Origin of the sequence: Pseudonocardia kunmingensis (genome assembly GCF_006716445.1) — a bacterium.
In the GTDB taxonomy this organism is placed as follows: domain Bacteria; phylum Actinomycetota; class Actinomycetes; order Mycobacteriales; family Pseudonocardiaceae; genus Pseudonocardia; species Pseudonocardia kunmingensis.
The window spans coordinates 705185-730449 of sequence record NZ_VFPA01000002.1; the positions used below are offsets into that span (position 1 = coordinate 705185).

The window sequence follows — 25265 nt, forward strand, 5'->3', positions numbered from 1 at the left end:
ACATCGGGAGGTCCCGTCAACCGCCGCCGTCGTCGAAGGAGTGCGCTCGTCGTGACCCTGACCGCGCCCGCAAGCGACCCGCCCACCGACAGCCCCCAGGCCGGGTCACTGACACCGTTGGTCGCCCCGCGCTCGATCGCCGTGATCGGGGCATCGGACCAGCCGGCCCGGATCGGCGGCCGGATCCTGGCCCGGCTGAAGGAGACCTATCGCGGCGCTGTGTACCCGGTGAACAGCAGGCGGTCCACGGTCCAGGGGCTGGCGGCGCATCCCGACATCGGCGCGGTCCCCGAGCCCGTCGACCTCGCGATCGTGGTCGCGCCCGGTGCGGAGGTGCCGGGCATCGCGCGCGCGGCTGCAGATCGCGGCGCGCGGTCCCTGCTGGTCCTGTCGGCCGGTTTCGGGGAGGCCGGCGAGGAGGGGCGCCGGGCGCAAGAGGAGCTGGCCGCGATCGGCGCCGATGCCGGGATGCGGATCTGCGGGCCCAACTGCATCGGCATCGTCAACCTCACCATCGGGCTGCGCGCCGTCTTCTCCACGATCGACGGTGTGCCGCAGAAGCTCGGCGGCACGGCGCTCGTCAGCCAGAGCGGCGGGTTCGGCATGTCGATGTTCGAGATGGCGCAGAGCAGCGGGCTCGGCGTCTCCTACATGTGCGCCACCGGCAACGAGGCGGACGTCTCGAGTGGGGAGCTCGTCGGGCATCTCGCCGAACAGCCCGACGTGGAGGCGATCGGGCTGTTCCTGGAGGGTCTGCGCCGGCCCGACCTCCTGCTGGCCGGCGCCCGCCGCGCGCTCGAGCTGGGCAAGCCGGTGGTGGCGGTGCGGACCGGTCGGTCGGCGGTGGGGATGCGCGCTGCGGCCAGCCACACCGGTGCGCTCGCCTCGGCGGACGACGTCGTATCGGCGGCGTTCGACGGCGTGGGGATCCTGCGCGTCGAGGGGCCGCGCGAGCTGGTGGAGCAGCTGCGCGCGTTCTCGGCGGGGCGGCGTCCGCGGGGATCGCGGCTGGCCGTCGTGACCTCCAGCGGTGGCGCCGGCGTGCTGATGGCCGACGTCGCCGAGGCCGCGGGGCTGGAGCTCCCGGAGCCCTCGCCGGAGCCGGCCACCCGGCTCGGAGCGCTCGTGCCGAGCTTCGGGTCGGTCCGCAACCCGATCGACCCGACCGCACAGATCGTCAACGACCAATCGATGCTGCAGGAGCTGTTCGCCACCGTCAGCGCGGCGCCGGACTACGACATGGTGTGTGTGTCGGGGGTCGCGCGGGGGCTGGGCCCCGGGCTGCGCGAGACGATCCAGCGGGCCGCCGAGGCCACGGACAAGCCGTTCACGGCGTTCGCTTCGCAACCGGACGTCGCGCTGGACCTGACCGAGCGCGGCGTCCCCGCGTTCGTCGATCCGAACCGGATGATCCGCGCCCTCGGCCGGCTGTGGGCCTACGAGCGTGATCGCGCCGTCCTGCTCGACGCGCCGCCGCGCACCGGTGCCGCGCCCGCGTTGCGCGTCGAACCACCGGTGAGCGCCGCGCTCGCCGAGCACGTCGCGCGGCGATACGTCGTCGCGGCCGGGGTGCCGGTGCCGGGTGAGCGGCTCGTGGTCGATTCCGAGTCGGCCGTGGCCGCCGCGGAGGAGATCGGCCGGCCGGTGGCGCTCAAGCTCTCCGCGGACTGGCTGACGCACAAGAGCGAGCACGGCGCGCTCCGGCTCGGTGTTGTCGACTCCGACGCGGTGCGCTGCGCCTACCGGGAGCTGGAAGAGCTGGCGACGACGCTGCGACCGGAGGGTGCGCCGCCGGCGGCGGTGCTGGTCCAGGAGATGGCGCCGCCGCGCGGCCTGGAGATCGTGTGCGCCGCCCTGCGGGACCCGACGTTCGGCCCGGTGGTCACCGTCGGGCTCGGCGGCGTCCTCGTCGAGATCACCCGGGAGCGGCGTCTCGCGCTCGCCCCGCTCGACCGTTCGGCCGCTCGCGACCTCGTCGGCGGGCTCGCCGGCGGCAGGCTGGTCGGCCACCCGCGCGGCCTGAGCGAGGCGGAGGCCGACCGGGTGGCCGATGTCGTCGTCGGCCTTGGCGGCCTGCTGGCCACCGACCACGAGCTGCAGGAGATCGAGATCAACCCGCTGGTGGTGGCGGACGGCGCGGTCGTCGCCGTCGACGCGCTGGCTGCAGTCTCCACGACAGGGGCGGCCACAACGGCGGAGGCGACGCCGTGCTGAGGGCGACGGGCTTGCGGGTACTGGCCATGATCCCGCTGGTGTTCCTCGTCGCCACGGCGACGTTCTTCCTCGGCCAGCTGTCCACCGTGGATCCCGCCGAGATCATCGTCGGGCCGACGGCCACGGCAGAGCAGGTAGCGGCGGTGCGCGCCGAGCACGGTCTGGACCGGCCCGCCGTCGTGCAGTACGTCGACTGGCTCGCCGGCGCGGTGCGCGGCGACATGGGTGAGTCCGTCTACACCGGCGCCTCGGTCACCACCTCGCTCGTGCAGGCGCTGCCGGTGACCTTGTCGCTGGCGCTGGGCGGGCTGTTCGTCGGGCTGCTGCTCGGGGTGCCCACCGGGATCTGGAGCGCCCTGCGTGCGGGGCGGCCTGCCGACCGCGCGGTGAGCCTCGTCGCCACGGTCGGACAGGCGGTGCCCAACTTCTGGCTGGGCCTGCTGCTGGTGCTGGCGTTCGCGATCCAGCTGCCGATCTTCCCCGCCGTCGGCTACGTCGCGCTCGACGAGGACCCGGTGGCCTGGGCGCAGAGCCTGGTGCTGCCGTCGATCTCGCTCGGCTTCGTCGCCGCTGCGGCCATCTCGCGCCAGACCCGGTCCAGCCTGATCGGAGTGCTGCAGCAGGAGTACGTGCGCACGGCGCTCAGCAAGGGGCTGTCCACGAGCCGGGTCGTGGTCAAGCACGCGCTCAAGAACGCCGGCGCTCCCGTGGTGACGGTGGTGGCCTTCCAGGTGACGGCCCTGCTCAGCGGCTCGGTGGTGATCGAGCGGTTGTTCGCTATGCCCGGTCTCGGTGCGCTGGCGATCGACGCGGTGCTGCGCCGCGACCCCGACGTCATCCAGGGCATCGTCGTGGTGTCCGTCGTGATCGTGGTCGTGGTGAACCTGGTGCTCGACCTCTCCTACGCCTGGCTCAACCCGAAGGTGCGGACGGCATGACCCACTCCCGCCTGCTGAGGCGCCTGCTGCGCCAGCGCGCCACGCTGTTCTGGGCGGCGGTGGTGCTCGTCGTGCTGGCCGGCGCGGCGTTCGCGCCGCTGCTCGCCCCGTTCGGCCCGGACGACGGCAACATCCGGGAGGGGTTGGCGAGCCCGTCTGCCGAGCACCTGCTGGGCACTGACAAGCTCGGTCGCGACGTGTTCTCCCGCCTGATGTTCGGCGCGCAGATCGCCCTGCTGGCCGCGTTCGAGGCTGTGGGCATCGCGGTGCTGGTCGGTGTCCCGCTCGGCCTGCTCAGCGGCTACCTCGGCGGCTGGCTCGACCGGATCGCGATGCGCATCGTCGAGGGCGTGATGTCGGTGCCGTTCCTGGTGCTGGCCATCGCGCTGATCTCGATCCTCGGGCCCGGCCTGGCCAAGTCGATGGCCGTCGTCGGCGTGGTCTACGCGACGATCATGCTGCGACTGACGCGTGGGCTCACCCTCGCCGCGCGGGAAGAGCTCTATGTCGACGGCGTGCGCGTCACGGGCGGGAGCGACCGGCGCATCCTGTTCCAGCACGTGCTGCCGAACATCCTGCCCGCGCTGATCGTGCAGGTGACGCTCATGCTGGCCGGCGCGATCGTCGCCGAGGCGACGCTGTCGTTCCTGGGCCTCGGGGTGCAGGCGCCCGCGGCGAGCTGGGGCACCATGCTGTCGGACGCCCAGGCGAGCATCCGGGAGAGCTTCTTCCTTGCGCTGCCGCCCGGTGTCGCCATCCTGATCACGGTTCTGGCGTTCAACCAGGTCGGCGACGGGCTGCGGGACCTGTTCGCCCGCGAGGCCAAGGGCGGCTCGCTCGGGGTGAACCCGGTTCAGCCGGTGGTGGGCTCACCCGTCGCGGCGCTCCCGGGCGCGTCGGTGCCCGACCCGCTGCTGCGGGTGTCGGACCTGACGGTCTCGTTCCCGGGCGCCGACGGCTCCCCGATGGAGGTCGTGCAGGGCGTGTCGCTGGACGTGGGGCGCGGGGAGATCGTCGGCCTCGTGGGGGAGTCGGGCAGCGGGAAGAGCGTCACGGCGATGGCACTGCTCGGGCTGGTGCCCGACCCGGGCCGGGTCGCGGCGGCCACCGTGGCGCTGGACGGGCAGGAGCTGACCGGGCGGACCTTCGACGAGCTGCGCGCGGTGCGCGGGGGCCGGATCGGTGTGGTGTTCCAGGAGCCGATCGCGAGTCTCAACCCGGCCTACACGGTGGGCGACCAGGTCGCGGAGGTGCTGCGCGAACACACCGACATGGGCCGCGAAGAGGTGGCCCGGCGGGTGGTCGAGCTGTTCGAGCAGGTGCACGTCCCGGACCCGCAGCTGCGGATGCGCGACTATCCGCACCAGTTCTCCGGCGGGATGGCGCAGCGGGTGATGATCGCGATGGCGCTCGCGTGCCGGCCGCAGCTGCTGATCGCCGACGAGCCGACGACCGCGCTGGACGTCACGGTGCAGGGCCAGGTGCTCGATCTGTTGCTGGAGCTGCGGGGGAGTACCGGCATGTCGATCCTGCTGATCACCCACGACCTGGGCGTCGTCGCGGACGTGGCCGACCGGGTCGCGGTGATGTATGCCGGGCAGCTGGTCGAGGCCGGACCGACCGCGGAGGTCTTCGCGCGGCCCGCGCACCCCTATACCGAGGGGTTGCTCGGCTCGCTGCCGCGCAACGTGCGCCGCGTCGGGCGGCTGCCCTCGATCCCCGGTGTGGTGCCGCCGCCTGCGCAGTGGCCGCAGAGCTGCCACTTCGCGCAGCGGTGCCGCTATGCGCAGGACCGCTGCCGCGCGGCCCCGGTGGAGCTGCTGGCGTCGCAGCCCGGCCCGGCCCGGGCCGCGCGTTGCGTCCGATCCGGCGAGCTGGAGCTGACCGGGGTCGCCGAGGCACCCGACCGCGCGCTGGTACCGACGGAGGAGGGCCGATGATCGCGGCTGGACAGGTGCCCGCCGCGGCGCGGGAGGCCGTCGCGCCCGTGCTGCGGGTGGAGGGACTCACCGTCACGATGGCGGGCCGTCGCCGCGTGCCGTGGCGCCCCCCGTCTCGCGTCACCGCGGTGACGGGCGCCGACCTGCAGCTCGACGCGGGCAGCACGCTCGGCCTGGTCGGCGAGTCGGGGTCGGGCAAGTCGACGACGGCCAGGGCGATCCTGCGCCTGCTGCGCGCGGACGCCGGCCGCATCGAGGTGGCCGGGTTCCGGGTGGACGAGTTCGGCCGCCGCGCACCGACGGCCTACCGCAGGGCCGTGCAGGCCGTGTTCCAGGACCCGCTCGGATCGCTCGATCAGACGATGACCATCGGGAACATCCTCGCCGAGCCGCTGGCCGTGCACTCCATCGCCCGGGGACGGGCTGCGGTGGACCGGGTCGCCGACCTGCTCGACCAGGTCGGCCTGGCCGCGCATCACCTGCGCCGCTACCCCTACGAGCTCTCCGGTGGCCAGCGTCAGCGTGTGGCGATCGCCAAGGCGCTGGCCGTCGAGCCGCGGTTGATCATCCTGGACGAGCCGGTGAGCGCGCTCGACGTCTCGGTGCAGAGCCAGGTCGTCAACCTGCTCGAAGACGTCCAGGAACGCACGGGCGTCGCCTACCTGTTCATCGCGCACGACCTGGCGGTGGTGCGCCACACCAGCGAGCGGATCGCGGTGATGTACCGCAGCCGGATCGTCGAGGAGGGCCCGGCCGACCGGGTCTGCGAGCAGCCGGCCCATCCGTACACGCAAGCGCTGCTCGCCGCCGCGCCCGACCCGGACCCAGCGCGCCAGCGCGAGCAGCGCAGGCGCCGCCGCGAGCTCGACATCGTGCCCGTGGGGCCGGCGCCCGACGCGACCCGCGGCTGCCCGTTCGCCGCGCGCTGCCCGCACCGCATGGCCGTCTGCGAGCGGTCCTTCCCAGACTGGTCGCCGGTCGAGGGCGGCGGCCGCGTCGCCTGCCATCTCGCCATCGACGCCACGACCCTGCAGAGGAACCGATGAACAGGACCACCCGAGCGCTCGCCGCCGTACTCGGCGCCGCCATGCTGGTGATCACCGGCTGCGGCGGCGGCGCCGGCAGCGGCGCGAGCACCGCCACTGAGCTGGTGACCACCCAGGGGGTGCCGGCCGCCCCGACCGGAACGCTGCGCTACGCGACGTGGCAGGAGACCCCGTCGTTCGACCCGCCCCGGACCACCACCCAGAACGGTCCGGTGATCTTCCCGGTGTACGACACGCTCACCAGCATGGACGAGAACTTCGACGTCGTGCCGTGGCTGGCCACCGGGTGGAGCCAGCCGGACCCCAGCACGTGGCGGTTCACGCTGCGCGACGACGTGGTCTTCCACGACGGGTCTCGGTTCGACGCCGAGACGGTGAAGCTCAACCTCGAGCGCGCGAAGACCGTCACCGGCGGGCCGTACACCAACATCTACGCGCCGATCGCCGAGGTGACGGTGCTCGACCCGGTCACGGTGGACGTCGCGTTCTCGGTGCCGTCGCCCAACTTCCCGTACAGCATGGCGACCGTCGCGGGCGCGATGGTGAGCCCGAAAGCGGTCCAGGACGGCACGGACCTGACCCGCAACCCCGCCGGCAGCGGCGGCTGGATCTGGGAGGCGGGGGAGCACCGCGAGGGCGCGCAGCACGTGTTCCGGGCCAACCCCGACTACTGGAACCGCGACGCGGTGAAGGCCGAGACCGTCGAGGTAAAGATCATCCAGGAGGACAACGCCCGGCTCAACGCCACGCAGAGCGGGCAGGCCGACGTCATGGCGACGCTGCAGCCGGGCCAGATCGAGGCCGCGGAGTCGGCCGGTCTGCGGACCCTGTCGGACTTCACCATCACCGCAAGCTTCCTGATCATGGATCGGGAGGGTTCGCTGGTCCCGGCGTTCGCCGAACCGAAGGTGCGCGAGGCGGTCGGGTACCTGCTCGACCGCGAGGCCTACAACATGGCGGTGCTGGCGGGCAAGGGCGAGTCGGCGAGCGGCGGGTTCGCCGCACCGGGGTCGACGTGGTATGACCCCGAGCTCGAGTCGCTGCGCCAGGCCGATGTCGACAAGGCCAGGCAGCTGCTGGCCGAAGCCGGATACCCGCAGGGCTTCAGCTTCCAGGTCGGCAACCAGCCGGTGATCAAGACGGTGAACGAGACGGTCGCGCAGCTGCTCGCCGACGGCGGGATCACCATGGAGATCGTCGACGTCGGGCAGGGGCAGTACACCGCAGAGGTGCGCAAGGGACATTTCCCTGCGGGCTACTTCGTGCCGACGTCGATCGACATCGACCAGTGGTGGACCCGCACCGTGTCGAACGCGGGCATCTACAACCCGTTCGACCTGACCGACCTGGCCGACCTCGATGCCCGCTACGCCGAGGGCGCGGCGCTGTCCGACCCGCCCGCCCGCAAGGCCGTGTTTGACGAGCTGCAGCGGGCCACGGTCGAGCGCGGCGTGCTGTTCCCGCTGAGCCAGATCCCGCGCTCCGCCGGCCTGCGCAGTACCGTGCACGCCTCGCAGCAGCCGGTGTTCGCGCCCGAGGACATCGCCCCGCGCCCGTTCCACCTGTGGGCCGAGCAGTGACCACCGGCTCGACATGGCAGGTCACTTGGCAGCGCGGATAATAGATGGTACTAAATAGGGCACTCGCGCGGCCGTGGCTGTTCGACGTCGACGGCACGGTGGTCGACGGCATCACCGGACGTTCGCTGCGGCCGTTCGCCCGGGAGCTGCTCGGCGCCCTTCGCGAACGCGGTATCCCGGTGCTGCTGTGGAGCTCGGGCGGTGCCGAGTACGCCTGGCGGCGGGCCCGCGAGACCGGGATCGACGACCTCGTCGCCGCCGCCTACGCCAAGCAGGCGCGCGACCGGGCCGGCCGGTGGATCCTGCCGGCCGAACTGGCCGCGGACCCGCCCAGCGTGCTCGTCGACGACCTCCCGGCCGAGGTACCGGAGGTAGGCGAGGTCATCGGCGTCTCCGCCTACATCGGACCCAACCCGCGCGACTCCGCACTCGAGGCCCTGCTGAAGCGGGTCCGGGCAGTTCCACTACCGAAGGACATGAACGTGCCGACCAGTGACAATCGACCGCTTCCCGCCCGGCTGCGCAGGGTGCTCGCCGCCGCGCCGAACGCGATCGCGCTGACCTTCGAGGACCGTGAGTACCCGTGGGCCTTCGTCCAGCGTGCGGTGGACGATCTGGACCGGTTGCTCGGTGCGGTGGCTGCGCCGGACGTGCGCCGCATCGGCATCGTGCTGCGCAACCGGCCCGGGCATTTCGCCGCGCTCGTCGCGGTGATCGCCACCGGGCGTGAGGTCGTGACGTTGAGCCCGTTCCACGGTGACGTCGCGCTCGCCGAGGACATCCGGACGCTCGCCCCGCAGGTCGTCGTGGCCGATGCCCGGGACTGGGCGCGGGCAGGGGTGGCGGCGGCAGCGACCGAAATCGGCGCGCTGCCGCTGCGGACCGGCGAGGACGATCGGCCGCTGCTCCCCCACCCGGCGGACTGGACGCCCGCGCCTCCGCCCGCCGAGCCAGGCGATGTCGCCGTCCTGATGCAGACCAGCGGAACGACCGGGCGTCCCAAGCGGGTGGAGCTGGGCTACGCCGAGCTCACCGCGGCGTTCGAGGCGTCGGGCACTCCGGTGCGGGTGGAGGAGGTGCGGCTGCGCTCGCACCCCGCGATCCTGTGGACCTCGCTGGTGCACATCGGCGGGCTGTACTTCGTGATCGCCAACGTGGCGGCGGGGCTGCAGACCGCGCTGCTGGAGCGGTTCGAGGTGGAGCGCTGGGCCGAGTTGGTCCGCCGGACGAAGCCCCGGCGGGTCGGGCTGGCGCCGACGGCGATGCGGATGGTGTTGCAGTCCGATCTGCCTGCCGACACGTTCGAGGGCGTCCGGCAGGTGTCGTCCGGCACGGCCCCGCTGAACCCCGACGACGCCGACCGCTTCGCCGCGCGGTTCGGGGTGCCGGTGTTCAGCGTCTACGGCGCCACCGAGTTCGCGGGGGCGATCGCCGGCTGGAACGCGGCGCTCTACGACGAGTGGGGCGCGGCCAAGCGCGGGAGCGTCGGCCGTGCGTTCCGCAGCATCGAGCTGCGGATCGTCGACGACACGACGGGCCGGTCGGTCCCGACCGGAACCGTCGGGGTGCTCGAGGCCCGTGGCGCCCAGCTGCCCGGCGACGGGTGGGTGCGCACCACCGATCTCGCCAGCCTCGACGCCGAGGGGTTCCTCTACATCCACGGGCGTGCCGACGACGCGATCAACCGGGGCGGGTTCAAGATCGTGCCGAGCGTGATCGAGGACGCCCTGCGCGAACACCCCGCGGTCCGCGACGCGGCGGCCGTGGGGATCCCGGACGATCGTCTCGGCGAGCTGCCCGTCGTGGCGGCGACGGTACGCGACGGCATCGCTCACCCCGGTCCGGAGCAGCTGCGCGAGTGGCTGGCGCAGCGGCTGGCCCGCTACCAGCTGCCCGCGGAGATCAAGATCGTCGATGACCTCCCACGTACCCCGTCGCTGAAGATCAGTAGGCCGGATGTGCAGGCGATGTTCGCCGAGCCCACACCGACGCAGGAAGGACCGGCATGAGCGAGACCCGCACGGACGCCCAGCAGCAGGAGGAGTTCGCGAAGCAGACCTCCGCGGAGCTGCAGGACGCGGACATCGACAAGGACCGCGCGATCCTCGGCCGCGACTGGGCGAGCCGGGAGCAGGAGTACCTGAGCACGGCGACGCCGGAGGCGATCCGCAACTTCGCGCACTCCTACGGCGACGACAACCCGCTGTTCACCGACCCCGACTACGGGCGGGGAACCCGGTGGGGTGGGCAGATCGCCCCGCCGATCATGGCTGGGATCCTCAACTCCCCGCTGCGCGGGGAGAAGCCGAGCCGCGAGGAGCGGGGCGGCAGCTACCGCGGGATCCACGCCTTCGTCTCGGGCGGGACGTGGGACTGGTACCGGCCGATCCGCCCCGGCGACACCGTGTACAGCTTCGGCGGGCTGGAGTCGGTCGACGTCAAGCGCTCCGAGTTCGCGGGCCGGTCGGTGGTCAAGGTCCGCCGCCAGGTGAAGATGAACGGAAACGCCGAGGTCATCGGCGTGTATCGCACGCTGGTGATCTACACCGAGCGGAAGAGGGCCCGCGAGCGCGGGAAGTACTCGGGCCTCGAGGCGCCCTCCTACACCGACGAGGACATCGCGAAGCTCGAGGAGCTCTACGCCGCGGAGCAGCGCCGCGGCGCGGCCACCCGCCATGTCGAGGACGTCGCCGTCGGCGAGGAGCTCGCGCCGATGGTGAAGGGTCCGCTCACCACCACCGACATGATCGTGTTCCACGCGGGTGGGTACGGGTTCGTGCCGTACGGGCTCAGGACCGGGCGCATGGCGCACCAGAACCGGCAGCGGATCGCGCCGTTCTTCGTCAAAAACTCCTACGGGGTGCCGGACGTCGCGCAGCGCGTGCACTGGGACTCGGCGTGGGCGCAGGCGATCGGCAACCCGCGCGCGTACGACTACGGCGTGCTGCGCGAGTGCTGGGCGCACCACTTCCTCACCGACTGGGCGGGCGACGACGGCTGGGTGGTTTCGCAGCACGACGAGATCCGCAAGTTCAACTACCAGGGCGACGTGCAGTACTTCGGCGGTGAGGTCACCGCGAAGCACGAGCGGGCCGGCCAGTGGTTCGTCGACGTGGCGTTCCGGGGGACCAACCAGCGCGGTGAGGAGACGATCCGCGGTACCGCGATCCTCGCCCTGCCGAGCCGGGAGCACGGTCCCGCCCTGCTCCCCGATGTTCCCGTCGAGCTGCAGCGCAAGGCGATCGAGATGCTGAGTACGCACGGCGAGCTGCTGGCCGACACGCGCTGATCCGGGCGCTGCGCAAGGTTCGCGGCGAATGAGGATCCTGTAATCAGGCAAGCTCCAGCCTTGCTCGGGTGAAAATCGTGATTTAGGATACTTTGAATCCGACGACCGGGTGCCTGGTTCGGCGCCCCGTTCTTTCGTGCCGGCAGTTGTGCCGCCGCGCGGTCACGTTCAACGGCGAACGGAGGTATACGTCCCATGGTTTCGCCACCGCACTCCGCGGCACCCGAGCAGGGGGCGTCACACACAGGCGTCGCAGACGACGAGGTGCTGCGCGTCGAGGATCTGTCGGTCGAGTTCCGCACCGAACACGGTTGGGTGCGCGTGGTCGACCGCGTGCAGCTGGCGATCGCGCGTGGCCAGACGGTCGGGCTCGTCGGCGAGTCGGGTTCGGGGAAAACTGTGACGTCGCTCGCGGTGATGGGGTTGCTGCCGCGCGACGATTCGCGGATCCCCCAGGGCTCGATCCGGCTGGCCGGGCGTGAGCTCGTGGGCCTCTCGGAGCGGGAGCTGTCCGAGGTGCGCGGCCCGGATGTCGCGATGATCTTCCAGGAGCCGCGCCGGAGCCTCGATCCGGCGTTCTCGGTGGGGGACCAGGTCGCCGAGGTATTCCGCCGGCACCGGGGGTTGGCCCGGCGGCCGGCGCTCGCGGAGGCCGCGCGGATGCTGGACATGGTCGGGATCTCGGACGCGAAGCGGCGAGTGGCGGACTACCCGCACCAGTTCAGCGGCGGCATGTGCCAACGGGTGATGCTGGCGATGGCGTTGGCGTGCGAGCCGAAGTTGCTGATCGCCGACGAGCCGACGACCGCGCTGGACGTCACGGTGCAGGCGGAGATGCTGCGGCTGATGAACGAGCTTCAGGCCGAGCTGGACGTTTCGATCCTGTTCATCACCCACGACCTCGCCGTCGTCGCCGAGATGTGCGACCTGGTGACGGTGATGTACGCCGGCCAGGTCGTGGAGGTGAACCCGCTGTACGACCTGTTCGCCCGTCCCCAGCACCCCTACACCGAGGGCCTGCTGGCCGCGATCCCCGACCACAGCGCCCGCGGCGGCCGCTTGCAGGCGATCCAGGGTGCGGTGCCGGCGGCCTGGGACTTCCCGACGGGGTGCCGGTTCCACCCGCGGTGCGACCACGCGGTGCCGGGGCGGTGCGACGTGGGCGAGGTGTCCTTGCGGGCGGGCCCGGACGGGAGGCCCGCGCGGTGCGTGCGGCTGGGCGAGATCGAGCTGGCGGGGACGCCGCAGTGACCCCGGTGGTGGAGGTGTCGGGCCTGTACAAGTCGTACCCGGCGCGGCGCAACATGCTGGGCCGGGTGGTCGAGACCACCGACGCCGTCCGCGACGTCGGGTTCACCATCGAGCCGGGCACGACGCTGGGCATCGTCGGCGAGACAGGCGCCGGGAAGTCCACGGTCGGGCGGCTGGTGCTGCGGTTGATCGAGGCGGACTCGGGCACGGTGTCGATGTTCGGCGAGGACGTGCGGGCGCTCTCGGCGCCGCAGTTGCGGTCCCTGCGCAGGCGGGCACAGATGATCTTCCAGGATCCGTTCAGCTCGCTCGACCCGCGCATGGTGATCCGCGACGTGGTGGGGGAGCCGTTCACGATCCATCACGGGCTGCGCGGGGAGGAACGCGACCACCGCGTGCTGGAGTTGCTGGAACGGGTGGGGATGCGCGCCGACCACCTCGACCGGTACCCGCGGGAGTTCTCCGGCGGGCAGCTGCAGCGCATCGCGATCGCGCGGGCGCTGGCCACCGATCCGGACTTCATCGTCTGCGACGAGCCGGTGGCCGCGCTGGACGTGTCGATCCAGGCGCAGGTGCTGAACCTGCTGCTCGACCTGCAGGCCGAGCGCGGGATCAGCTACCTGTTCATCTCCCACGACCTGTCCCTCGTGCGCTTCCTGGCACACCGCGTGGCGGTGATGCAGCGCGGGGAGATCGTGGAGATGGGCGATGCGGAGGAGCTGTTCGCCGAGCCGCGGCACCCGTACACGAAGGCGTTGGTGGCGGCGATCCCGACCGCGCGCCCGCGTCGCGAGCGGGCGCGCGGCGTGGCGCTGCCGACCGGGTTGGTCCCGGCCGACCCGTCGCGGAACGGGGTGGTGTCGTGCTGAAAGTCCTGGTGCGCCGGCTGCTGTCAGCGATCCCGCTGTTGTTGTTGCTGAGCCTGTTCGTGTTCGTGCTGCTCGACCTGATGGAGGGAGATGCGGCGCGCGCGGCGGCGGGCGAGGACGCCACCCCCGAGGACGTCGAGGCCGCTAGGGAGCGGCTGGGGTTGAACCAGCCGCTGCTCGTGCGCTATGTGGTGTGGCTGGTCAACGCGGTGCAGGGGGATCTGGGCGAGTCCTTGTTGTCCAGCCAGTCGGTGTCGAGCCTGATCGCCGAGCGGGTGCCGGTGACGCTGTCGCTTGCCGTGGTCACGCTGGTGATCGCGGTGGCGGTCGGGATCCCGCTCGGGGTCGCCGCGGCGATGCGGGCGAACCGCCTGTTGGACCGGGTGGTCACGGCGCTTGCCTCGCTGACGATGGCGATGCCGCCGTTCGTGATCGGGCTGGTGCTGGTGTTGGTGTTCGCGGTGAACAGCAGCCTGTTCCCGGCCACCGGGTACTCGTCGATCGGCGAAGACGGGGTGGGCGGCTGGTTGCAGCACCTTGTGCTGCCCGCGCTCGCGCTCGCGGCGATCTCGGCGGCGGAGTTCGCCCGCCAGACCCGTGCCGCGCTCGTCGACACGCTCGGGCAGGACTTCATGCGCACCGTGCGCGCGAAGGGCCTGCGCAGTCGGATGATCATCGGAAAGCACGGGATGAAGAACGCCGGCATCCCGATCGTCACGGTGTTCGGCCTGCAGGCCGGGCGGATCCTCGCGGGGGCGGTCACCGTCGAGTTCGTCTTCGCGCTGCCGGGCTTCGGCAGCCTGGCCGTCACCGCGGTCAACCAGCGCGACATCCCGGTGATCCTCGGCATCGTCATGGTCAGCGCGGTCACCGTTCTGGTGATCAACCTGATCGTCGACGTCTCCTACGGCTACTTCAACCCCCGGTTGCGTTCGTGAAGGGCGGGTCGGCATGACACAGGACGCAACAGCGACGGCGACCCCGACACCGCCCGCCTCCGGTGGTGGCGTCCCGCTCCGGCGGCGCAGGGGGAACGGGCGGGCGCTGCGGCAGCTGCGTCGCAACCGCGCCGCGATGGCCGCGCTCGGGTTCCTGGTGCTGGTCGTGGCGGCGGCGGTGCTGGCGCCGGTGCTGATGCCGACCGATCCGGCGGCGCAGGACCTGATCAACCAGCTGCAGGGGCCGAGCGCACAACACCTGCTGGGCACCGACACCTTCGGCCGGGACGTGCTGTCGCGGCTCATCTCGGGTGCACAGGTCACGCTGCTCGCGGTGGTGCAGGCGCTGGTGATCTCCACGGTCCTGGGCATTCCGCTGGGCCTGGTGGCCGGGTTCGCCGGCGGCCCCGTCGACGCGGTGCTTTCCCGGATCTCCGACGCCCTGCTCAGCCTCCCGCCGCTGATCCTGGCACTGGCGATCGTCGGCATCATCGGCCCCGGCCTCGGCAACGTCATGATGGCGATCGGGATCGTGCTCGCGCCGCCGCTGTTCCGGCTCGCGCGCGGCGCGGCCCAGTCGGTGACCAGCGAGACCTACATCGAGGCGTGCCGGGCCATCGGGTGTTCGCCATGGCGCCTGCTGTGGCGGCACGTGCTGCCCAACGCCAGCTCGCCGCTGCTGGTGCAGCTGACCTTCTCCGCGGGCGTGATCGTGATCGCGGAGGCCAGCCTGAGCTTCCTGGGGCTGGGCGTGCAGCCGCCGGAGGCGAGCTGGGGCACGATGCTGCGCGACGCGTTCGACGCCATCTACGACTCGCCGTCGTTCATGGTCGCCCCGGCGTTGATGATCGTGCTGACGATCCTCGCCTTCGCCGTCCTGGGCGACGGCCTGCGTGACGCGCTGGAGGGCCGGGGTGTGAAGGCTCGCCGGAAGCGCGGTGGATCGTGAGCGCGATGGTTCCGGCCGCGGACGACGACCCGGGCACCGTCGCGCTCGACCCGGCGCACGTGCTGCCGCGGCGGGTCGCCGCGTGGGCCGCGTCCGACCCGCATCGGCCGTTCCTGACCGAGGTCTCCGGGCGCTCGCTGACCTACGGCGAGACCTGGGACGCGGTGCGGCGCTGGCGCACGTGGCTGCGCGACCGGGGCGTGCGCCGCGGCGACCGGGTCGTGACGATGCTGCCGGCCTCGGCCGACGCCGTGTGCCTGTGGCTGGCCGCCGGCTGCATCGGTGCGCTGGAGGTCCCGGTCAACCCGGAGCTGCGCGGGGAGTTCCTCACCCACGCGTTGACGCTTCCGGGTGCGTCGCTGTGCGTGGTCCGCCCGGAGTCGGCGCCCGTCGTGGCGGGCAGCGGCGTCGCCGGGCTCGACGTCGCCGTGATCGACCGCGGCAGCGACGTCACCGCCGGCTGCGCGCCGGACGATTCGGGTGAGCTGCCGGGCCCCGACGATCCCAGCTGCATCATCTTCACCTCCGGCACGACCGGCCCGGCCAAGGGTGTCGTGCTGTCGTGGGCCCAGTTCGCGGCCACCATCGGCCGCATCCCGCGGTCGTGGCTCTCGGAGCGCGACGCCGTCTACTGCTGTCACCCCATGTTCCACGTGACGGGCCGGACCCCGTTGCTGTCTATGGTGGACGTCGGTGGGCGGGTGGTGCTGCGGGAGCGCTTCTCCGCGAGCGCGGTGCTCGCCGACGTGCGCGAGCACGGCTGCACGAGCACCACGGCGTACGTCCCGCTGATGCTGGCGGCCCCCGAGCAGCCCGGCGACGCCGACAACCCCCTGCGCGTCGTGATGGCGTCCTGCGGCGCGGCACTCGCCCGCCGGTTCACCGACCGGTTCGGAGCGCGCGTCGTCGAGTGCTACGGCAGCACCGAGGCCGGGTTCCCGATGCTGCTGCGGGACGCGCCTCCTGACGGGTCCCGCCGGTGGTGCGGCCGGCCCCGGCGCGGGTACGCCGCGCGGGTGGTCGGGTCCGACGGCGCGGACGTCCCCGACGGCGAGGCCGGGGAACTGTGGCTGCACCCGCCCGCACGGTCGCTGATGATGCGGGAGTACCTCGGCCTGCCCGACGCCACCGCGGCGGCGTTCGCCGATGGCTGGTACCGCACGGGCGACGCGGTGGTCCGCCATCCGGGAGGCGAGTTCGAGTTCGTCGACCGGTTGCGGGACACGATCCGGCGGCACGGCGAGAACATCTCGTCCTCGGCCCTCGAGGCCGTTGTCGGTGCCGACCCGGCCGTGGAGGCCTGCGCCGTGATCGGCGTGCCCGACCCCGTCGCCGGGCAGGAGGTGCTGGTCGCCGTGGTCCCGGTCCAGCCCGGCGCCGTGGTGCCGGACGAGCTCTGGGCCCGCCTGCACGAGCGGCTGCCGCGTCACATGCGGCCGTCCTACGTCCTCGTGTGCGCCGACCTCCCCCGCACCCCGACGAACAAGGTCCGCAAGGCGGGGCTGCTGGACCGGCTGGACCTCGCGTCCGCGTGGCGCCCCGACAGCACGACACGACGGAGGCCAACGACATGAGACCCCACTGGAAGGCCGGCATCGCCGCCCTGATCGCCGCCGTCCTGCTGGTCGCGTGCGGTTCCGGGGGCGAGGGCTCCGGCGGGAGCAACGGTGTGGCGCAGGGAGGCCCGGCGGATCCGGACGCGACGATGCGGGTGGGCTACGGCGTCGCCCCCACCAGCCTGGATCCGCACGCGGCGACCAGCGAGGTCGTGTCCTTCCGGTTCGGCCTCGCGCTGGTCTACGACCGGCTCTTCACGATCACCGCCGACGGTCTGGCCGAGGGCATGCTCGTGGAGTCCTACTCCTACAGCGACGACGGCCTCGCCCTGACGATGTCACTGCGCGACGGCGTGACGTTCCGGGACGGGACGCCGCTGGACGCCGAGGCGGTGCGGGTGAACCTGGAGCGGGCAGCCGCGATGGAGAGCCCGGTGGTCAGCAAGCGGCTGGAGCAGGTCACCGGCGTCGAGGCGACGGGGGCGCTCGAGGTGCGGCTCACGTTGAGCGAGCCCACCCCGACGATCCCGTACGTGCTCGCCAACGTCGCGGGCTTCATCATGCATCCCGAGCTGATCGCGAACGGTGACCCGGCCACGGAGGCCAACGGGTCGGGCGCCTACAGCGTGGAGAGCTGGACCCCCGGTGAGACGCTGACGCTGCACCGCGACCGCACGGACTACTGGGATCCGGACGCGGCGAAGATCGCCCGCTTCGAGTACTCCGCCATCACCGACCAGCAGGCCTACACCAACGCGATCATCGGCGAGCAGATCGACGTGGGGCAGTTCCAGCCCCAGAACGTCGCCGGGGTCGAGGGCCGGGACGGGCTCGTGACGGTGATGGTGCCCCAGGGCATCGGCCTGGAGATGTTCCTCAACCTCAGGTCGGCACCGCTCGACCGGGTGGAGGTCCGGCAGGCGATCAACCACGCCTATGACCGCGCCGCCATCGTGGAGGCCCTCTACCCCGGCTCGGAGCCGAAGTGGCAGCACACCCGCGAAGGGCTTCCCGGCTACGTGCCCGACCTGCAGGACGCGTTCCCGTACGACCCCGAGCGTGCCAGGCAACTGCTCGCGCAGGCCGGCTTCCCCGACGGGATCGACCTCGGAGAGATCCTCGTCAGCCAGTCGGTCGGGCCGGAGCTCACCGCGGTGCTGCAGGAACAGCTCGGCAAATCCGGTATCCGGATGACCCCGGTGGTCGTCGACAACCTGCAGATCTTCCCCCGCTACGCGGAGGGCGACAACGCCGGGATGCTGCAGTACACCCCGTCGATCGAGACGCCGGCGTCCTTCGCCGTCAACCGTTTCGGCGCCCGGCACCCCGGTGGCTTCCCCGACTCGCCGGAGTTCCAGCAGCTGCTGGCGGCCGCGGACGACAACCGGCTGGAGGAGGGCGAGCGCGAGCAGGCCAACCAGGCGCTCAACAGGTTCGTCACCGAGCAGGCATGGGGCGCGCCGATCGTCTGGATCAACTACCCGTGGGTGCTGAGCGACCGGGTGCAGAACTTCGGTGCCGAGATGGACTACGCCACGACGTTCGGCCCCTACGACTTCCGGTACCTGACCATGGCCGCCACCGACTGACGAGCGGGCACCCACTGACGAACGGGACGGGCACCCGGTGCGGGTGCCCGTCACGTCGGCAGTGGAGGAAGGCCGGCCGTGGGGGAGCCTGTACTTCAGGTGACGATATTGCGGGCATGCAGGTCGGCGATCCGTTCGTCGTCGTACCCGAGCTCCTGCAGGAGCGCATCGGTGTGGTCGCCGGCGAGGCAGCCGCCGTCGGCCTTCGTCACCGAGCGGGAGAAGCGGGTCGCCGGGGCCGGGCGGCGGTGCTCGTCGAACACCGGACTCATCGCGGTCACGTGGTAGCCCGCGTCGGCAGCCTCGTCGCTCATCAGTGTCAGCTCGGGGGCGTGCTCGGCCACTGCGACGCAGCCGACGCCTGCCGCGGTGAGCTCCGCCTCCCAGTCGGCCTTCGCCTTCGTCGCGAAGACGCCGCCGAGCACGTCGGCCAGCGCCGCGTCGGCATCAGCACGTTGCGCAGGCGACGCGAACCGCGCATCGGCCGCGAGGTCGGTGTACGGGCGCAGCGCGGTGGCCAACCCCTCCCACTCGTCCGCCGCGGGTGCGGCCAGGAACACCCAGCCGTCCGCGGCCCGGTACATGCGGTAGAGCGCGCCGAAGCCGTGGCCGTCGGGGTCGACGCGCGGCGCGGCGGGCCGGCCGGCGTAGTCGATGTTGCGGTCGATGAGGGCGTGCGTCGCGGACGACAGCATCGTCGTGGTCATGTTCCCCAGCGCCCGCCCGCGGCGGCGGGCGAGCAGCCCCAGCAGCATCGCCGAGCCGACGCCGAGCGCGGCGATGCCGTCACCCTGCAGGCTGATCACGGCCGAGGCCGCGTTGAGGCGGACGGCGGCCTTCTTGATCTCCTCGAGGGAGCCCGTGGCGCCTGCGGCGTCGGGGGCATCGGTGAGGGCGAGGCCGGACGCCGCGCCGATCGAGGGCGCATAGGCCGGGCGCCCGCCGTAGGGCCCACCGGTGCCGTATCCGGGGGCGCTGAGGTAGACGAGGTCGGGGTTGAGCTTCTTGAGCGTCGCCGGGTCGACGCGGGCGCGCTCTGCGGCGCCCGCGCGGTAGCTCTGCAGCACGATGTCACTGCGCCGGGCCAGCTCGTGGACGATCGCGAGCCCCTCGTCGGTGGCCATGTCGACGGCGATGCTCTCCTTGCCCTGCATCACCTTCGCCCCGCCCGCCTCGGGGAACTGGACGAGCGTGCGGATCTGGTCACCACCGAGCGGCTCGATCTTGAACACCCGGGCGCCGAGGTCGGTGAGCAGGGTGGCCCCGTAGGGCGCCGCGTACATCGAGCTCAGCTCCAGCACGGTGACCCCGGCAAGCGGCAGCGCGGCGGGTGCATCGCCGTTTCCGGGGTCGACGGCCGGAGTGGAGGCCGCGGCCTCGGCGCGGATCTGCTCGGCGTGCTCGTCGAGGCCAGGGGCCGGGCGCGGCGGTGACAGCGGCACGTCATCGACGTGCACCAGCGTGGAGGGCTGGCGCACCGGGCCGAACGCCGGGTCGTCGACGGTGACCACCCGCCCGTCGTGCACGAGCTGGGCGTGCGCCAGCGCGTCGGGTCCGGAACGGAACACCTCGGCGCTGACGTTCGGGTTGGTCGCGAAGACCTGCTCCCACTCCGCGAGCGTGCGCTCGCCGACCTTCCTCAGCATGATCTCCCAGAGCTCGACGCGCCGCGCGCGGTCGTCGAATTGCGGGAAGCCCTTCCACTTCGGGTCGCCCGGCAGCTCGGCCATGTCGAGCTCCTGCAGCATGGCCTGGAACAGCCGCGCCTGGGTCTGCGCGAACTGCAGCCAGTAGCCGTCCTTCGTCGCGGCCACGAGCAACGGGTAGATCAGGTGGCCTTGGGGCTGCCCGTGGTCGTCGAAGGCGTTGACGGTCGTGAACGCGTCCGGCCACCGCTGACCGACGAGCTCGCTGAACCAGTTCCAGGTGTCGATCGTCGCGACGCCGCGGACCAGGTCCGCCTCGACGCGCTGGCCGCGTCCACTCGTCTCGCGCTCGATCAGCGCGGCGAGGATGCCGTGCAAGGCCGTCTGCGCCGCGCCCCACGAGGCGTAGGGGACCGAGACGAACGCCGGGCCGGGGCGGTTGGTCGAGAGCCGTTTGACGTGGAAGTAGCCGAGCTTGGCCAGGACCATGCCCTCGTAGCCGGGGAGATCGCGCCACGGCCCTGTCATGCCCCAGCCGGTGATCGCCGCGCTGACCAGCCGGGGGTTGAGATCGGCGAGCCGCTCGGCGGTGAGGCCGAGCCGCGCCAGCGTGGCCGGGGCGGACGTCGTGACGAGCACGTCGGCCCGGGCGAGGAGCCGATCCAGCGTCGCGCGGTCGGCCTCGTCGTGCAGGTCGTCGTCGTGCAGGTCGAGGACGATGCTGCGCTTGCCCCGCGCCAGCCCCGGCCAACCGGGCTGCGCCCGCAGCGGGCTGCCACCCGGCGGTTCGACCTGCACCACGTCGGCGCCGGCATCGGCAAGGAACTGGGTGGTGAACGCGCCGGGGAGCGACGTCGACAGATCGACGACCGTCAGCCCGTCGAGCGGAGTGGTGCCGCAGGCTTCCCCGTTGTGGGCATCCGCGCTCACCCTACACCTCCATTGGTGAAGAACAGTATCCTCATCAAGACAGTGTGGCGGGGGTCTCAGGGCACGTCAAGGTGCCCACTCGTCAAAGAGTGTTCCGATTCTGGGTCACCTCGGGGCCATCCGGATGGCCCCGTCCAGGCGCACCGTCTGGCCGTTCAGGTACGGGTTCTCCAGCATGTCCACGGCGAGGCGGGCGAAGTCGGCAGGCTGCCCGAGGCGCTTCGGGTGGGGTACCGACGCGGCGAGGCCGTCGCGGATGTCCTCGCGCAGGCGTCCGAGCATCGGGGTGTCCATGACGCCGGGAGCGATGGTGTTGACGCGGATCTGCCAGCTGGCGAGGTCGCGTGCGGCGACCAGCGTCAGGCCGTGCACACCGGCCTTGGACGCGCTGTAGGACGTCTGCCCGATCTGGCCGTCGAAGGCGGCCACCGATGCGGTGAGCACGATGGCGCCGCGGTCGCCGTCGTCGAGCTCCTCGTTCGCGGCGATCCGGGAGGCGGACAGGCGTAGGACGTTGTACGTGCCGATCAGGTTGATCCGCACGACCTCGGTGAACGTGTCGAGCGCGCCGGGGGTTCGGTCCTTGCCGATGATGCGGGTCCGGTCGCCGCCGCGGCCGGCGCAGTGCACGACCGCGCGCAGCGGCCCCAGCTGCTCCGCGGCGTCGAGTGCCTCGGCGAGCGCGGCCTCGTCGGTGATGTCGGCGACCACGAACGTGGCCGCCGAGCCGAGCTCGGCGACGGCCTTCGCACCCTGCTCCTCGGAGATGTCGGCGATCACCACGCGCCCGCCGTGCTCGACGATCCGCCGGGCGGTGGCCAGTCCGAGTCCGGAGGCGCCGCCGGTGACCAGCGCCGATGTTCCGTCGATCTGCACTTCTCGTTCCCTTCCACGGGGTGATGCGGCTGGGTCGGACAGTACAGCGCTTCGCCTTTCAGTGTCCTGATTGCTGGACAGTCAGAACGACGTTCTGTAACTTCGGAAGACGGGCCTGCAGCGCACCCCGAGGAGGAGCCCTTGACGAAGCGATGGGCGGTGGCCGCCGCGTTGTGCCTGGTCGCGACGGCGTGCGGCAGCGGGGACGGTGGCGCGGACGGCGCCGCGACCGCGGAGGTGGATCGGTCCGCGGCCCTGCGCGTCGCGATCAACTACGCGCCGACCAGCGTGGATCCGCACACGGTCTCGTCCCCGACCGCGGGCCACGCCTACGTGTCGCTGCTCTACGACCGCTTGACGCAGATGGGACCCGACCTCGAACTGCGTCCGATGCTCGCCACCGAGTGGACGTTCGGCGACGGCGGCCGCAGCGTCACCTTCTCGCTCCGTGACGACGTCACGTTCTCCGACGGCGCCCGGGTGGACGCCGCCGCCGTCACGGCGAGCCTTGACCGGGCGATGACCGTGGCGGGGTCGACGGCGAAGGGCAACCTCGCGATGATCTCCGCTGTCGAGGTCGTGGACCCGGTGACGGTCCGGATCACCACGAACCGGCCGGCGGCGGACCTGCCCTACGTCCTGTCCGGCGTCGAGGGCAGCGTCATCAGCCCGGCGGCCCTCGACAAACCGGACCTCGATGTCACCGCGGTGGGGTCGGGGCCGTACACGCTGGGTCGTCTCGCCGTCGACGACAGTGTCGTGCTGGAGCGGCGCGAGGGGTACTGGGACCCGCAGGCGCAGCAGGCAGCCCGCATCGAGCTCACGGGCGTGCCCAACGACTCGGCCCGGATGAACGGCCTGCGCTCCGGCCAGTTCGACATGATGATGACGACAGCGGGCCAGTTCGACCAGGTCTCCGAGCTCGGTGACCCGTACGTGACGCACAGCTACCCGCCCGCGACCACGTATGCCGTCTACCTGAACACCGCGCGCCCGAACATCGACAAGGTGAAGGTCCGGCAGGCGCTGAACTACGCGATCGACCGGGAGGGGATCAGCAGGGCATTGCTCGATGGCCGGTGCACCCCGTCGGCGCAGCCGCTGCCGTCCGTGTACCCGGGTCACCTGGACCCGCCGCCGGTCGAGTACGCGCACGACCCGGAGCGGGCCCGGCAGCTGCTCGCCGAGGCGGGCGTCCCGGACGGCTTCGGAATGACGATCCTCGTCCCGGCCGGGATCTCCCTGTATGAGCAGCTCGCCGCAGCCGTCCAGGCGCAGCTCGCCGAGGTCGGCATCGCGGCGGAGCTCACGGCCCAGACAGGAACGCAGATCTTCGGCAGCTGGGGCGACGGCGGCTTCGACGGGTTGGTGAACGCCCGCACGACCAGGCCGACGGCCGCGATGACCTTGCAGGCGTCCTACCTGACGCCGAGCCGTTTCCCCGGCCCCACGCCTCCCGGCTTCGCCGAGGCGGTCTCGAGCGCCTACGACCCGACGCTCGACGAGGCCGCCTACGAGGCCGCCGTGACGAAGGCGTCGACGATCGGCGCCGAGTCCGCACTGGACGTGTTCCTCTGCTCGGTGCCGGCGATGTGGACCTCCACCGACCGGGTCCGGGGCGGCGACATGATGGGACTGTCGTACTTCTCCGCGTTCGGCGACCTGCGCTACGTCGGGATCGCGGGGGAGGGGTGATGACTGCTCGCCGCTTCTCGACCCTGGACGTCCGCGTCGACGGGCCGGTCGCCTGGGTCCGGTTCGACCGCCCGGACGCGCGCAACGCCGTGACGACGGAGATGGTCGTCGAGATGCACGCGGCCCTCACCGGGCTCAGCCGCGACGACGCGCTGACCGTCGTGGTGCTGACGGGGGCGGGTTCGACGTTCTGCCCCGGCGCGGACCTGAACCGGGCCGGATCGTCCGAGCCCGTGGATCTCCCGGGCCTCGAGGTGTACCAGTCGGCGACCCTGCTCCACGCGATGCCGCAGCTGACGGTCGCGGCGGTCAACGGTGGGTGCGCTGGCGCGGGGTTCGCGTGGGCGGCCGCCTGCGACCTGCGGGTCGCGGCAGCCGGAGCGCGGTTCTCCACCGCGTTCCTGCAGGTCGGGCTGGCGAGCGAGCTCGGGCTGCCGTGGACCCTGTCGCGGTCGGTCGGCGGCGCGATGGCCCGTGACCTGTGTTTCCTGCCCCGCAAGCTCGACGCCGAGGAGGCTTTCCGCATGGGGTTCCTGTCCCGGGTGTTACCCGACGAGCGCTTCGCCGACGAGGTGGGCGCGTTGGTGGACGAGCTCGGGTCGCGCAGCCCGGCGGCGGTGCGCGCGATGAAGGCGAACTTCCTGCTCGCCGAGCGCAGCGACCTCGCCGGCTACGTGGAACAGGAGGCGCGGCGCCACCAGGCCTTCTTCACCGGCGCCGCCCGCGAGGAGACCGTACGGGCGCTGCGGCGCCAGGGCGAGCGGGTGCACCGGGGGGCAGAGGCGTGACCGGCCCGCTCACCGGGATCCGGGTGCTCGAGCTCGCCGCGATCGGGCCGCTGCCGCTGGCCGGGATGCTGCTCAGCGACCTCGGAGCGGAGGTCGTGCGCGTCGACCGGGTCCACGGCACCGCCGCCGACCTCGGCGGAGCCCGCTTCGACGTGCACGGTCGCGGGCGCCGATCGGTCGGGATCGACCTGAAGCAGCCGTCGGGGGCGGAGTTGCTGCTGCAGCTGTGCGAGCGGGCCGACGTCCTGATGGAGGGCTTTCGCCCGGGCGTCATGGAGCGGCTGGGCGTCGGACCGCAGGAGTGCCACGCGCGCAACCCCGACCTGGTCTACGGCCGGATGACGGGGTGGGGGCGCGGAGGGCCACTGTCCGCGACCGCGGGTCACGACATCAACTACATCGCCGTGGCGGGAGCGCTGCACCCCATCGGCCATGCGGACCGCCCACCCGTGCCGCCGCTCAACCTCGTCGGCGACTTCGGCGGCGGCGGCACGGTGCTCGCGCTGGGCGTGGTCGCCGCGCTCGCCGCCCGGGCGCGCGGGCAGGCGGACGGCCAGGTCGTCGACGCGGCGATGGTCGACGGCACCGGGCTCCTGATGGGCGTCGTCCAGGGACAGCTGGCCTCCGGGAGATGGACCGAGGAACGGGAGAGCAACGGCCTCGACGGCTCGGCCCCCTGGTACCGGACCTACGAGACGGCGGATGGCCGGTACGTGGCCGTCGGGGCGATCGAGCCGAAGTTCTGGGCCGAGCTACTCGACCGGCTCGGGATCGCCGGGGACCCCGCGTTCCGGGACCGGTACGACCGGAGCGGGTGGCCCCGGATGCGCGAGCGGCTGATCGAGGTGTTCGCCACGCGGACGCGCGACGGGTGGGAGCGGCACTTCGCGGGCTCGGACGCGTGCGTCGCGCCGGTGCTCACTCCCCGCGAGGCGACGGCTCACCCGCAGGCCCTGGCCAGGGCGGCCTACACGGATCTCGAGGGCGTGCCGCATCCGGCACCTGCCCCGCGGCTCTCGGCGACGCCCGCCCGCGTCGCCGGTCCGGCCCCGACTCCCGGGGAGCACACCGACGCGGTGCTCGCCGAGTGGGGCGTGTCCGAGGAGGAGATCGCCACGTTGCGGGCGGCGGGCACCGTAGGAAGGAGCGGGTGATCGTGGTGGAGGAGCCG

18 protein-coding genes are annotated in these 25265 nt (G+C 72.3%); 16 read left to right on the plus strand and 2 right to left on the minus strand.

Annotated elements, in window-relative coordinates; all coding sequences use genetic code 11:
• Window positions 1-51 precede the first annotated feature (51 nt).
• From FB558_RS19180 to FB558_RS19240, 13 genes are all read left to right on the plus strand, one after another.
• Window positions 52-2214, plus strand: coding sequence for an acetate--CoA ligase family protein (locus FB558_RS19180; RefSeq protein WP_170231407.1), 2163 nt, complete (start codon window positions 52-54; stop codon window positions 2212-2214).
• On the plus strand, window positions 2208-3152 hold the full coding sequence (locus FB558_RS19185) for an ABC transporter permease (RefSeq protein ID WP_142055393.1): 945 nt from the start codon (window positions 2208-2210) through the stop codon (window positions 3150-3152). The genes FB558_RS19180 and FB558_RS19185 overlap by 7 nt, the downstream gene beginning before the upstream one ends.
• On the plus strand, window positions 3149-5092 hold the full coding sequence (locus FB558_RS19190) for a dipeptide/oligopeptide/nickel ABC transporter permease/ATP-binding protein (RefSeq protein WP_142055395.1): 1944 nt from the start codon (window positions 3149-3151) through the stop codon (window positions 5090-5092). Before FB558_RS19185 ends, FB558_RS19190 begins: the two co-directional genes overlap by 4 nt.
• Complete coding sequence (locus FB558_RS19195; protein ID WP_142055397.1) at window positions 5089-6138, plus strand: oligopeptide/dipeptide ABC transporter ATP-binding protein; 1050 nt, start codon at window positions 5089-5091, stop codon at window positions 6136-6138. Before FB558_RS19190 ends, FB558_RS19195 begins: the two co-directional genes overlap by 4 nt.
• The gene (locus FB558_RS19200) at window positions 6135-7718 is read left to right on the plus strand and encodes an ABC transporter substrate-binding protein (protein WP_142055399.1); all 1584 of its coding nucleotides are present in this window, start codon (window positions 6135-6137) and stop codon (window positions 7716-7718) included. The genes FB558_RS19195 and FB558_RS19200 overlap by 4 nt, the downstream gene beginning before the upstream one ends.
• Window positions 7719-7762: 44 nt before the next feature.
• On the plus strand, window positions 7763-9727 hold the full coding sequence (locus FB558_RS19205) for an AMP-binding protein (protein WP_211366679.1): 1965 nt from the start codon (window positions 7763-7765) through the stop codon (window positions 9725-9727).
• Entirely contained in the window at window positions 9724-11007 is a 1284-nt protein-coding gene (locus tag FB558_RS19210) for an FAS1-like dehydratase domain-containing protein (protein WP_142055401.1), read from the plus strand. The genes FB558_RS19205 and FB558_RS19210 overlap by 4 nt, the downstream gene beginning before the upstream one ends.
• A 195-nt stretch (window positions 11008-11202) precedes the next feature.
• Window positions 11203-12258 (plus strand): ABC transporter ATP-binding protein, encoded by a 1056-nt coding sequence (locus FB558_RS19215; protein ID WP_142055403.1) that lies wholly within the window; start codon window positions 11203-11205, stop codon window positions 12256-12258.
• The gene (locus FB558_RS19220; RefSeq protein ID WP_142055405.1) at window positions 12255-13127 is read left to right on the plus strand and encodes an ABC transporter ATP-binding protein; all 873 of its coding nucleotides are present in this window, start codon (window positions 12255-12257) and stop codon (window positions 13125-13127) included. The genes FB558_RS19215 and FB558_RS19220 overlap by 4 nt, the downstream gene beginning before the upstream one ends.
• The gene (locus FB558_RS19225; protein WP_142055407.1) at window positions 13121-14065 is read left to right on the plus strand and encodes an ABC transporter permease; all 945 of its coding nucleotides are present in this window, start codon (window positions 13121-13123) and stop codon (window positions 14063-14065) included. Before FB558_RS19220 ends, FB558_RS19225 begins: the two co-directional genes overlap by 7 nt.
• A 13-nt stretch (window positions 14066-14078) precedes the next feature.
• On the plus strand, window positions 14079-15014 hold the full coding sequence (locus FB558_RS19230) for an ABC transporter permease (protein ID WP_142055409.1): 936 nt from the start codon (window positions 14079-14081) through the stop codon (window positions 15012-15014).
• A 5-nt stretch (window positions 15015-15019) separates the two neighbouring features.
• Complete coding sequence (locus FB558_RS19235; RefSeq protein WP_142055411.1) at window positions 15020-16588, plus strand: class I adenylate-forming enzyme family protein; 1569 nt, start codon at window positions 15020-15022, stop codon at window positions 16586-16588.
• Window positions 16585-18159, plus strand: a complete 1575-nt coding sequence (locus FB558_RS19240) for an ABC transporter substrate-binding protein (protein ID WP_142055413.1) — start codon at window positions 16585-16587, stop codon at window positions 18157-18159. Before FB558_RS19235 ends, FB558_RS19240 begins: the two co-directional genes overlap by 4 nt.
• A 95-nt stretch (window positions 18160-18254) precedes the next feature.
• On the opposite strand, the gene FB558_RS19245 is transcribed toward FB558_RS19240, so the two are convergent.
• Together FB558_RS19245 and FB558_RS19250 are read right to left on the minus strand one after the other, a co-directional pair.
• Window positions 18255-20735, minus strand: coding sequence for a CaiB/BaiF CoA transferase family protein (locus FB558_RS19245; RefSeq protein WP_142055415.1), 2481 nt, complete (start codon window positions 20733-20735; stop codon window positions 18255-18257).
• Window positions 20736-20840: 105 nt separating this feature from the next.
• Window positions 20841-21611 carry an SDR family NAD(P)-dependent oxidoreductase gene (locus FB558_RS19250; RefSeq protein WP_142055417.1) on the minus strand — a complete coding sequence of 257 codons (771 nt, stop codon included), beginning with the start codon at window positions 21609-21611 and terminating at the stop codon, window positions 20841-20843.
• Between the two features lie 141 nt (window positions 21612-21752).
• On the opposite strand from FB558_RS19250, the gene FB558_RS19255 reads away from it, so the two are divergent.
• From FB558_RS19255 to FB558_RS19265, 3 genes are read left to right on the plus strand one after another with little or no spacing between them, the layout of a single operon-like run.
• A complete protein-coding gene (locus FB558_RS19255) occupies window positions 21753-23306 on the plus strand; it encodes an ABC transporter substrate-binding protein (protein ID WP_142055418.1) in 1554 nt (517 codons plus the stop codon).
• The gene (locus FB558_RS19260) at window positions 23306-24094 is read left to right on the plus strand and encodes an enoyl-CoA hydratase/isomerase family protein (RefSeq protein ID WP_142055420.1); all 789 of its coding nucleotides are present in this window, start codon (window positions 23306-23308) and stop codon (window positions 24092-24094) included. The genes FB558_RS19255 and FB558_RS19260 overlap by 1 nt, the downstream gene beginning before the upstream one ends.
• The gene (locus FB558_RS19265; protein ID WP_142055422.1) at window positions 24091-25248 is read left to right on the plus strand and encodes a CaiB/BaiF CoA transferase family protein; all 1158 of its coding nucleotides are present in this window, start codon (window positions 24091-24093) and stop codon (window positions 25246-25248) included. Before FB558_RS19260 ends, FB558_RS19265 begins: the two co-directional genes overlap by 4 nt.
• The last annotated feature ends 17 nt before the right edge of the window (window positions 25249-25265 follow it).